2 protein-coding genes are annotated in these 1,369 nt (G+C 43.2%); both read right to left on the reverse strand.

Features of this window, described 5'->3' with window-relative positions; translation table 11 throughout:
- Positions 1-439, reverse strand: a 439-nt coding sequence (locus tag ACKI5B_RS05650) for a hypothetical protein (protein WP_407426684.1), incomplete at its 3' end; no start/stop codon positions are given.
- A gap of 95 nt (positions 440-534) precedes the next feature.
- The coding region (locus tag ACKI5B_RS05655) for an Ig-like domain-containing protein (RefSeq protein WP_407426686.1) at positions 535-1,369 on the reverse strand (835 nt) is incomplete at its 5' end.

Raw genomic sequence — 1,369 nt, forward strand, 5'->3', positions numbered from 1 at the left:
ATCTGACAGTCACCAAAGTATTTGCTATTGCTTCGGAAGATAACGCTATAAACTGTGATAAGTTTGTATGTGCTGAGTTATTCCACCCGAAAGCAATTTCGTCAAACTCTTTTACTTCACAATAACCATTGCAACCGGTAACAATGCATTTGCTGCCGATACCGTATATGTCAGGGTCTTCAGATGCTGCTGCGTGTAAAAACACCTTTGCTCCTTTGTAAAGTCCTTTGTTGTAGCTCTCCGGTACTTCACCGGCAGCAGCTGCGCCGTACCAGATCAGATATCTTTCAGCATATTCTTTCGGCATACTTTCAGGAAAGTCTGTATAATCAAACATGGAATAAAAGAAGTTTTCCATTATTTCGATTATATAACTTTGCAAAGCTGTCTTTGTAAAGGGTACTTTTCTAAGTCTTTTTAAATCTTCAAGTATATTCATATTGTCACCTCTTGTAAGAAAAAAGGCTGAGGCGTTAACCTCAGCCCCTTTTCCGGAGTTCACATGCATTCTATGGGGTAACCATCACCAAAACATCAGGCTTCAGCTGCAGCTTCAACTGTGACTGCACATGTATCTGTATAAGATATGCCGCCAACAGTGATTGTTGCAGTGATCGTTGCTTCACCTTCAGCAACAGCTGTTACTTTACCGGTGCTTGCATTTACACTTGCGTATGAGCCTGAGTCTGAAGCGCTCCAGGTAACAGTCTCTGCTGCGGGATATGTAACAGCGCTAAGATCAGCAGTCCCGCCAACCTTCAGTGTAAGCTGATTAGGTGATACGGTAACGGAAGGCTCTGTCGAAAGAATAAATACAACAGCATTCTGTGTGGGTATAACTGCCCTGTTTTCAACAGTCTGCACAAAAGTCTGAAGTACGTCTTCGGGCTCATGGTACTTTGTGGCAATTCTACGAGGATACTTTAAGCCATGCAAGCAAGCCCACTTGTCAGCCATAAGTGCAACAATACCGTCAGCGGTAGTTGTAACATTGTTTTCATCAGTTACACTGATCTTTGACAGCTGGTCAAATGCAAGCGCTGTACTTGTTGCATCCTGTAAGCCTGAGCCCTGCCAGTAAGGTACTGTCTCATATCCGGGAAGTGAGGTAAATATTTCGTGGAAAGTGCCGGACTGTGCAACGCTGTTGAAAGCCTGTTCTGCATAGCCTAAGATCTGAAGCTTGATACGCTCTTCAGGTACGAAAGTTGCACGCTGTGCGATATTAAACAGCTTTGACATTTTCTTGAAATAGTCTTTAAATTCTGTGAGCTTACGGCTCATAAACTTTAAGCAGTCAGCATTTGCAAGGAAATCTGCTGCGGTGGTAACAGGACTTGAAGGCTTCATCTCTGCATTGTAAGCTTTT

It is taken from the genome of Treponema sp. (genome assembly GCF_045657965.1).
Taxonomy (GTDB): Bacteria; Spirochaetota; Spirochaetia; order Treponematales; family Treponemataceae; genus Treponema_D.